Genomic DNA, 8,669 nt, shown 5'->3' with positions numbered 1-8,669 from the left:
CGATGGCTGACTCCCCCCGCCGCGGAACCCCCGCACCCGGCTCCGACGGGGCGGGGGCGGGCGGCTCCGGGGACGCGGGATCTGTGGACGCCGGCGCTGGGGACGCGGGCTCCGAGGAGGAGGCCGCGGCGGAGGAGACGACACCAGGAGAAGGGGAGTCGGACGAGACCGGATCAGGAGAAGAGGAGTGGGAGGACTCGGGACCGGGAGGAGCGGAGTCGGAGGACACCGGATCGGACGAGGCGGAGTCGGGTGCGGTCGGCTCCGGCACGGCGATCGGCGCGGCGGCGGCGCCCGTGCCGACGATCCGGCCGGCCTCGATCCGCACGGTGTGCGCGGCCAGCGCCTCCGGGACGTCGTCGAAGACGGCCGCGGTGATCAGGACCTGCTCGTAGTCGGCGACCACCGAGGCGAGGCGCTCGCGCCGGCGCGCGTCCAGCTCGGCGAAGACGTCGTCGAGCATCAGCACCGGATCGCCCATGGGGGAGTCGCGCCGGAGCAGCTCCGCAGCGCCCAGCTTCAGCGCCAGGGCGAACGACCAGCTCTCGCCGTGGCTGGCGTAGCCCTTGGCCGGCAGCGCGTTCAGCTCGAACTGCACGTCGTCGCGGTGCGGGCCGACGAGGGAGACGCCCCGGTCGAGCTCGCGGCGTCGCACCCCGGCCAGCGCGGACGCGAACGCCTCCGCCAGTCCCTCGCCCGCCGCCGGTGACGCGGCGCCCGGCTGCTCCACGGGCTCGCCGTCGTCATCGACCGCGCCCTCGATGCTCAGGCGGGAGCGGAGCACCGGACGCTGGTCGGCACCGGCGACCGCCTCGTACGCGGCGCGCACCGGTCCGCTCAGCTCCTCCACAAGGGTGAGGCGCGACTGCATGATCTCGGTCCCGAGCGCGATCAGGCGCTCGTCCCAGATGTCGAGGGTCCCGAGCTTCGAGGGGTCGCGGACGCCGCTCGCCCGTGCGGACTTGAGCAGCGAGTTGCGCTGACGCAGCACCCGCTCGTAGTCGGCCTGGACGGCGCTCATCCGCGGGGAGCGGAGGATCACCAGCTGGTCGAGGAAGCGGCGGCGGGCCGACGGGTCGCCGCGGATGAGGAGGAGGTCCTCCGGGGCGAAGAGGACGCTGGAGAAGAAGCGGGGGAGCTCGCGCGGCTTGATCCCGCCGCGGTTGATCTGCGCGCGGTTGGGGGAGGAGCGGTTGATCTGCACCTCGGCCAGCAGGTCGCGCTCGCCGTTGCGGAGGCGGGCGCGCACCACGGCGCTGTCCCGGCCGGCGCGGATCAGCGCCTGGTCGCTCGACACGCGGTGCGAGCCCAGGGTGGAGAGGTAGCCGAGAGATTCGACGAGGTTCGTCTTGCCCTGGCCGTTGCGGCCGACGAAGAGGTTCGGTCCGGGCACGAGCTCGACGTCGACCGACTCGTAGTTCCGGAAGTCGCTGAGCGCCAGCTGCGTCACCTGCACGTCGCGCTCCTCTCCTCCACCCGTCGTCGCGGGCCTTCCCTGCACCCCTGCGGGCTCCTCGCCCGTCTCGCTCGGCCGGTCCACCCGCCCCGGCGCCTGCGGTCCGCTCTCCCCCTGCCGGCCTGGCCTGCGCCCCCGGTCTCGACACACCCCTGCGGGCTACTCGACCGGCACGGCGGCGGAACCGTCCGGGACGCGGATCCCGATACGCCCCTCCGGGGCCACTACTCGCTCACCATGATCGGCCGAGCCCCGTCCCCGCCCGTGAAGGCGGCCGCAGGCTCGCCGCCCGACGTCGGTAGCGAGGTGGAGGCGGCCGGAGGCCCGCCGCCCCCGTGAGAGCATCCCTGCCTCACGGGGGCGGCGGGCCGCAGTCCGCCGTCCGTCACCGGCCCTGCGGAACGCGCCCCCCTCCGGAAGCCGACCGCCGTGAGGACTGCCGGAGGCAGTCCTCACCAGCCGACTCAGTCGACGGCCTTGACGGAGTGCCCGCCGAACTGGTTGCGGAGCGCTGCGACGGCCTTCATCGCGGGGGAGTCCTCCTGGCGGGAGACGAAGCGGGCGAAGATCGAGGCGCTGATCGTGGGCACCGGGACGGCGTTGTTGATGGCCTCCTCGATGGTCCAGCGGCCCTCGCCCGAGTCCTGCACGTAGCCCTCGATGTTCTTGAAGTCCGGGTCCTGCTCGAGGGCGCGGACGAGGAGCTCGAGCAGCCAGGAGCGCACGACCGTGCCGCGCTGCCAGGCCTTGAAGGTGCCGGTGACGTCCTTGATGATGTCGCTGCGGGTCTCGAGCAGCTCGTAGCCCTCGGCGAACGCCTGCATCAGGGCGTACTCGATGCCGTTGTGGACCATCTTCGCGTAGTGGCCGGCGCCGACCTCGCCGACGTGGACGAAGCCCTCCTCGCGGGGGCCCTCGGGGCGCAGCGCGTCGAAGACGGGCATGGCGTACTCGACGAGCTCCTTCGGGCCGCCGACCATCAGGCCGTAGCCGTTCTGGAGTCCCCAGACGCCGCCGGAGACGCCCGCGTCGATGTAGAGGATGCCCTTGGGCTTCAGCAGCGCGTCGTGCTTGAAGTCCTCGGTGAAGCGGGAGTTGCCGCCGTCGATGACGAGGTCGCCCTCGCTGAGCTTCTCCGACAGATCCTTGACGACCGCGTCGGTGATCTCGCCGGCCGGCACCATCACCCAGACGATGCGGGGCGAGGGGAGTGCGGCGATCATCTCGTCGAGAGAGGCCGCGTCCGAGACGTCGGGATTGCGGTCGTAGCCGGTGACCTCGAGCCCCTTGGAGCGGAGGCGGGAGCGCATGTTGTCGCCCATCTTGCCGAGGCCGACGAGTCCGATGTGCATGGTGAACCTTCCTGGATTCGTTGTCCGGCGGGCGGGCGCTCGTCGGGAGCGGGGCGGTCGCGGCTCTGCGATCCGGGGAGTGGTCAGCGCAGCAGCAGGTTGGGCTGGAGCAGGTAGCGGTAGCTGTCGCTGCCGGGCTGCTCCCGCGAGGTCTGCGCGGTGATCAGGACGGGGCCGGGCTTGTTGGGGTTCTCGGTCTTCGTGAACGCGATGCGCACGAACTCCGAGTGGACGGCGGCGAGGCCGTCGAGCAGGAACTGCGGCTTGAGCGAGACGACCACGTCGTCGCCGGTCACGATCGCGTCGATGCTCTCGGACGCCTGCGCCTGCTCGGAGCCGATGGCCTCGAGGGTGAGGCCGTCGCTGCTGAAGCTGAAGCGGAGGGCCGCCTCTCGCTCGAGCACGAGCGAGACGCGGCGGGTGGCCTCGATGAGGTCGCTGGTCGACATGACCGCGTAGTTCTCGACGGAGGCGGGGAAGAGGCGCTTCACGGGCGGGAAGTTGCCCTTGATCAGCAGCGAGGTGACGGTCTTGCGGTCCGCGGTGAAGGCGATCAGCTCGCGCTCGTCGCGGTTGGTGATCGCGACGGAGACGGTGCCGGAGTGGCCGAAGGTCTTTCCGACCTCCTGCAGCGTGCGCGCGGGTACGAGGGCGGTGAGCGGCTGGGTGGGCGCGGGGTTGTCCCCGTTGTCCCAGTCGATCTCGCGGACGGCGACGCGGTAGCGGTCCGTCGCGACGAGGCCGATCGTGTTCTCGGTGATCTCGAGCTGCACGCCGGTGATGACGGGGGTCACGTCGTCGCGGGAGGCGGCGACCGCCACCTGCGAGACGGCGGCCGCGAAGGCGTCGGCCGGGACGAGGCCGGTGGAGGCGTCGATCTCGGGGATGCTCGGGTACTCCTCCACGGGCATCTGCAGGAGCGTGAAGTGCGCCGAGCCGGCCGAGACCGAGACGCGCGACTCCTCCGTGGCGATGCGCACGGGAGCGTTGGGGAGGCGGTTCGCGATGTCGGCGAGCAGACGGCCCGAGACGAGCACGGTCCCCGTCTCCTCCACGTCGGCCGCGATCTGCGTCTGCGCGGACACCTCGTAGTCGAAGGAGGACAGCGTCAGACCCTCGGAGGTCGCCTCGATGAGGACTCCGGAGAGGATCGGCAGGGTCGTGCGCTGCGGAAGCAGCTTGACCGCGAAGGACACCGCCTCGCTGAAGACATCGCGGTTGGCTTGGAACCTCACGAGTACACCCCTGACGAGTCGCGGACGAAGACCGTCGCCCATCGTACCCGCCGGGCTCGACGAGCTCGGAAGGGGGTGGACCGCCGAGCACTCCCGAGCCGCTGTGGAGAGGTTGCCGGTCGAGGCTTCATTAAAGAGAGAACTGCGTTAACAGTGTTAACACGTGTGGAAACTGTGGAAAACGCTTCGGACCCCTACTCCTGGGTGGGATCGGAGGGACCCGCCCCTGTGGAGGGAGTGTGAGCGGGCCCGTGGACGCCCTGTGGAGCGATCCGGGCCGACCTGTCGCCCTCCACAGGCGGGCTCTCCCGGCGCACAGTCCCGAGGCGGTTGTCCACAGTTATCCACAGGTTCCTCACACTGTGGAAATCGGCCCTCCGAGGCGCGCGAGGCGGCGTGTCCGAGGCCCGCCTGGTGGGTCGAGGAGTCCGTCGACGACGTCTCCGGGTCACGACGGAGACCGTCGAACGCGGCTCGCGCCGTCCGAGCGGCGCGGAAGACGATGCGCGCTCCCTCTCCCCTGCGCTGCTCTCCTGGCCGTCGCACGGCGGATCGACACCGTCCGATCGCACGCCGGTCGCTCAGCCGCTCACCCGGACCCCTTGAGCACGTGCGGTTCATGCTGGTCGAGTAGCCCCAGCGAGCCGTATCGAGACCCCCGCCAGCGCCTTCGCCTGACCTCCACGCGCGCCGACACCGACGTCCTGCTGCTCGCGCCGCGATCCCCGTCGCCTCCGCCTCCCCTCACACGAGGAGAGGGGAGCGACTACCCGACCACCGCGCACGGACGCCGATGGACCCCGGGGCACGCCACCCGGGACAGGCGGTCCCGGGGACCGTACGACTGCCGGCTAGCGGTTCGTCTTGATGCGGGTGGTCAGCTCGGTGACCTGGTTGTAGATGCTGCGGCGCTCCTTCATGAGCTCCGAGATCTTCTTGTTCGCGTACATGACCGTGGTGTGGTCGCGGTTGCCGAACAGCTGGCCGATCTTGGGCAGCGAGAGGTTCGTCAGCTCGCGGCACAGGTACATGGCGATCTGGCGCGCGGTGGCGACGGCCTGCGAGCGCGACGAGCCGTAGAGGTCGTCGACCGTGAGCTTGAAGTAGTCCGCGGTGTGGTTGATGATGTCGACCGGCGAGATGACGTTGTCCTCGTCGAGCGTGATCAGGTCCTTCAGCACGGTCTGCACGAGCGACATGTCGACCGGCGTGCGGTTCAGGCTCGCGAACGCGGTGACGCGGATGAGCGTCCCCTCGAGCTCGCGGATGTTGCTCGACACCTTCGACGCCATGAACTCGAGGATGTCGTCGGGCACGAGCAGCTTCTCGCTGACCGCCTTCTTGCGGAGGATCGCGATGCGGGTCTCGAGGTCGGGAGCCTGCACATCGGTGATGAGGCCCCACTCGAAGCGCGAGCGCATCCGGTCCTCGAAGCCCGTCAGTGCCTTCGGCGGCAGATCGGACGTGATCACGACCTGCTTGTTGTGGTCGTGCAGCTGGTTGAAGGTGTGGAAGAACGCCTCCTGCGTCTCCGCCTTCCCCTGCAGGAACTGGATGTCGTCGATCAGGAGGATGTCGACGTTGCGGTAGCGGCCGTGGAAGGCGTTGCCCCGGTTGTTCGCGATCGAGTTGATGAAGTCGTTCGTGAACTCCTCGCTCGAGACGTACCGCACGCGGATCCCCGGGTAGAGGCTCATCGCGTAGTGGCCGATGGCGTGGAGGAGGTGCGTCTTGCCGAGCCCGGAGTCGCCGTAGACGAAGAGCGGGTTGTAGGCCTTGGCGGGAGCCTCGGCGACGGCGACGGCCGCGGCGTGCGCGAACCGGTTGGAGCCTCCGATGACGAAGTTGTCGAAGCTGTACTTCGGGTTCAGCCGGGTGTCGGTCGCCGGCACGGTCCGCAGCTCCTCGACCCCGCGGGTCGGCGCGACCGTCGCCGAGGAGGCGGTGATCGGCTCGAACGGGTTCATCGACTCCTGCGACGACGGGGAGCTGAGGGGCTCGTGCTCGATGTCGGGGTTCACCACGAAGGCGAACGTCGTGACGCCGAAGGAGTCGTCGAGCGTCCCGATCGCGCTGAGCAGGGGCACGCGCACGCGCTGCTCGAGCATCCCGCGGGTGAACTCGTTCGGGACCTCCAGGTAGAAGGTGCCCGCCATGATGCCCTTGGGCTCCACGAGCGAGACGAACCCGTAGAGGGGAGCGGTGATCCGCTCGTCCTGGGACAGTGCGCCGAGGATCACGTTCCACGCGTCGACCATCGACGTGTCGTCTGCCATCTGTCTCCGGTCCTGGGTGCTGTCGCTGTGAAGTCGCTGCGGGATCGCCGTCTCCGCCAGCCCCGTCGCCGCCCGCTGCAGGGGCGTCGCGGACCGGGCGCGGAGCCGGGTCTCGAGTGCCGCTCTCTCCACAGGGTTGTCCACCGGCCTCGAGCGATGCCTGTGCGGGCGCGGGAGGACGCGGATCCCACCTGTGGATAACTGCGGCTCAACACCGTAACGAACGGAGCCGACGGGAGACAAATCCACCACAGCGACAGCCGCGTGTCAATGCGCGGAACCCCGTGTCCCGTGTGCATGATCGAGGTTTCGCGCCGTCCACATTTGACCGGTGGCGGAACAGGCCGTAGTTTAAATCAGTTGACGCCTGCCCGGTGTTGTCCGTGCGGCCCTCGCAGGCCGAGCGGATTCCGCAGCCGGGCACCCCTTCTTCCCGGAGGATCCGAGTCTCCGCCCGAGCGGGTGGTGCCGGTTCGCGCCGCGGAACACGTACGTGGAGATCTGATTATGAGCAAGCGAACCTTCCAGCCGAACAACCGTCGTCGCGCCAAGGTGCACGGCTTCCGTCTGCGCATGCGCACCCGTGCCGGCCGCGGCATCCTCAGCGCGCGCCGCGCCAAGGGGCGCACCGAGCTCTCCGCTTAGCAGCGAGCGGTACCGACCAGCGGTGCTGGCCAGAGCCAATCGCATCGTCCACGGAGGCGAGTACCGGACAGTCGTCCGTCGCGGTGTGCGGTCCACAGGACCGCACACCGTCACGTATGTCCGCCGGTCCTCCGCGGGCGATCCGGCGCGGTTCGGGTTCATCGTCGCCAAGACGGTCGGCACCGCGGTGACGCGCAACACCGTCCGCCGCCGGCTCAAGGCCGTGGCGTTCGAGCTCGTCCCCGAGATCGACCCCGGCACCCAGGTCGTCGTCCGCGCGCTGCCCGGCAGCGCCGACGCCCCCTGGTCGGAGCTGCGCTCCGAGGTGTGGTCCGCGATGGCGCGAGCCGCGCGGAAGAGCGGGGCGTCCTCGTGACCGCCGTGCTCCCCCGCCGCGAGGCGCCGTTCGCCCGGCTCGGGTGGGCGACCCTCCTGCTGCCGCGGAACATCGGCGTCCTGCTCCTGATCGTCTACCGGGCGGTCCTGTCCCCTCTCTACGGGGACGTCTGCCGCTACTACCCCTCGTGCTCCGCGTACGCGCTCCAGGCGGTCCAGCTCCACGGGCTCGTCCTCGGCTCCGTCCTCGCGGCCCGCCGTCTGCTCCGCTGCCACCCGTGGGCGGCCGGCGGCATCGACGACGTCCCGACCTCGATCCCCCTGCACCGACCGGCTTCCGGCCGGACCCGCTTCGCCGTGACGCGAGCCGGGTTCGTCGTGGGCCCTCGAAAGGACTGACCCCACTCCATGGACCTCCTCGGCACGATCCTCTGGCCCCTCAAGTGGGTGGTCGAGCTGCTCCTCGTCGCCTTCCACCAGCTGCTGACCTTCACCGGCATGGAGGCGGCCGCGGGAATCACCTGGGTCCTCTCGATCGTCGGCCTGGTCATCGTCATCCGCGCCGCGCTCATCCCGATCTTCGTCAAGCAGATCAAGAGCCAGCGCCGGATGCTCGAGGTCGCGCCCCAGCTCAAGAAGATCCAGGACAAGTACAAGGGCAAGCGCGACCAGCTGTCCCGCGAGGCGATGTCCCGCGAGACCATGGAGCTCTACAAGAAGACGGGCACCAACCCGCTCGCCTCCTGCCTGCCCCTGCTGATCCAGATGCCGATCTTCTTCAGCCTGTTCTCGGTGCTGAACGCGGCGCAGCACAGCCAGAAGGGCGTGGGCCCGCTCGACGAGACGCTCGCCCGCCAGTTCGGCGAGGCGAACCTCTTCGGCGTCGCACCGCTGCACCAGTCGATCCAGGGCGCACTCGCCGAGGGCGGCCAGGAGCCGGTCATCATCATCGCGGTGATCATGGTGGTCCTGATGACCGCGTCGCAGTTCATCACGCAGCTGCAGATCGTGTCGAAGAACATGTCGCCCGAGGCGAAGGCCTCGCCGACGTTCAAGCAGCAGCGGATCCTGCTCTACATCCTCCCCCTCGTCTTCGCCTTCTCGGGCTTCGCGTTCCCCCTCGGCGTCATGTTCTACTGGCTGACCTCGAACATCTGGACGATGATCCAGCAGTTCATCGTCATCCGGAACATGCCGACCCCGGGCAGCGAGGCCGCCAAGGCCCGCGAGGAGCGCCTGCGCCGCAAGGGCAAGCTGGTCGAGGAGACCACGGCCGCCGGCGACGTCACCCTCGTCGAGAAGAAGGCCGTGCAGCGCACGCAGCCCGTGAGCAAGAACCGCTCCAAGAAGCAAGCCGGAAAGAAGTAGA

The 8,669-nt window shown here is 69.7% G+C and carries 7 protein-coding genes and 1 pseudogene; 4 read left to right on the top strand and 4 right to left on the bottom strand.

Features of this window, described 5'->3' with window-relative positions; all coding sequences use genetic code 11:
• Positions 1 to 295: 295 nt before the first annotated feature.
• From recF to dnaA, 4 genes and pseudogenes are all read right to left on the bottom strand, one after another.
• Positions 296 to 1,456, bottom strand: a pseudogene (gene recF, locus C5B98_RS07990) (DNA replication/repair protein RecF); the annotation flags it as partial.
• Positions 1,457 to 1,920: 464 nt separating this feature from the next.
• On the bottom strand, positions 1,921 to 2,808 hold the full coding sequence (gene gnd, locus C5B98_RS07985; RefSeq protein WP_104327603.1) for a phosphogluconate dehydrogenase (NAD(+)-dependent, decarboxylating): 888 nt from the start codon (positions 2,806 to 2,808) through the stop codon (positions 1,921 to 1,923).
• Positions 2,809 to 2,891: 83 nt separating this feature from the next.
• Positions 2,892 to 4,043 (bottom strand): DNA polymerase III subunit beta, encoded by a 1,152-nt coding sequence (gene dnaN / locus C5B98_RS07980; protein WP_104222678.1) that lies wholly within the window; start codon positions 4,041 to 4,043, stop codon positions 2,892 to 2,894.
• 851 nt (positions 4,044 to 4,894) lie between these two features.
• Positions 4,895 to 6,199: a chromosomal replication initiator protein DnaA gene (gene dnaA / locus C5B98_RS07975; RefSeq protein WP_374952921.1), complete on the bottom strand. Its 1,305-nt coding sequence runs from the start codon at positions 6,197 to 6,199 to the stop codon at positions 4,895 to 4,897.
• Between the two features lie 627 nt (positions 6,200 to 6,826).
• Here dnaA and rpmH point away from each other — a divergent pair.
• From rpmH to yidC, 4 genes are read left to right on the top strand one after another with little or no spacing between them, the layout of a single operon-like run.
• Positions 6,827 to 6,964 carry a 50S ribosomal protein L34 gene (gene rpmH, locus C5B98_RS07970; protein ID WP_055784512.1) on the top strand — a complete coding sequence of 46 codons (138 nt, stop codon included), beginning with the start codon at positions 6,827 to 6,829 and terminating at the stop codon, positions 6,962 to 6,964.
• A gap of 22 nt (positions 6,965 to 6,986) precedes the next feature.
• Entirely contained in the window at positions 6,987 to 7,340 is a 354-nt protein-coding gene (gene rnpA / locus C5B98_RS07965; protein ID WP_104222680.1) for a ribonuclease P protein component, read from the top strand.
• A gap of 5 nt (positions 7,341 to 7,345) precedes the next feature.
• Positions 7,346 to 7,699 (top strand): membrane protein insertion efficiency factor YidD, encoded by a 354-nt coding sequence (gene yidD / locus C5B98_RS07960; RefSeq protein WP_258063473.1) that lies wholly within the window; start codon positions 7,346 to 7,348, stop codon positions 7,697 to 7,699.
• 9 nt (positions 7,700 to 7,708) lie between these two features.
• On the top strand, positions 7,709 to 8,668 hold the full coding sequence (gene yidC / locus C5B98_RS07955) for a membrane protein insertase YidC (RefSeq protein ID WP_104222681.1): 960 nt from the start codon (positions 7,709 to 7,711) through the stop codon (positions 8,666 to 8,668).
• The last annotated feature ends 1 nt before the right edge of the window (position 8,669 follow it).

Source organism: Rathayibacter sp. AY1A5 (assembly GCF_002930875.1).
Lineage (GTDB): Bacteria > Actinomycetota > Actinomycetes > Actinomycetales > Microbacteriaceae > Rathayibacter.
Note: the sequence above shows the minus strand (reverse complement) of the source record. Positions and strands in the feature narration are given on the sequence as shown.

Coding starts and splice junctions, on each gene's coding strand:
- gnd (WP_104327603.1), bottom strand. CDS start 2,808: ATGCACATCGGACTCGTCGGCCTCGGCAAGATGGGCGACAACATGCGC.
- dnaA (WP_374952921.1), bottom strand. CDS start 6,199: ATGGCGGGCACCTTCTACCTGGAGGTCCCGAACGAGTTCACCCGCGGG.
- rpmH (WP_055784512.1), top strand. CDS start 6,827: ATGAGCAAGCGAACCTTCCAGCCGAACAACCGTCGTCGCGCCAAGGTG.
- yidC (WP_104222681.1), top strand. CDS start 7,709: ATGGACCTCCTCGGCACGATCCTCTGGCCCCTCAAGTGGGTGGTCGAG.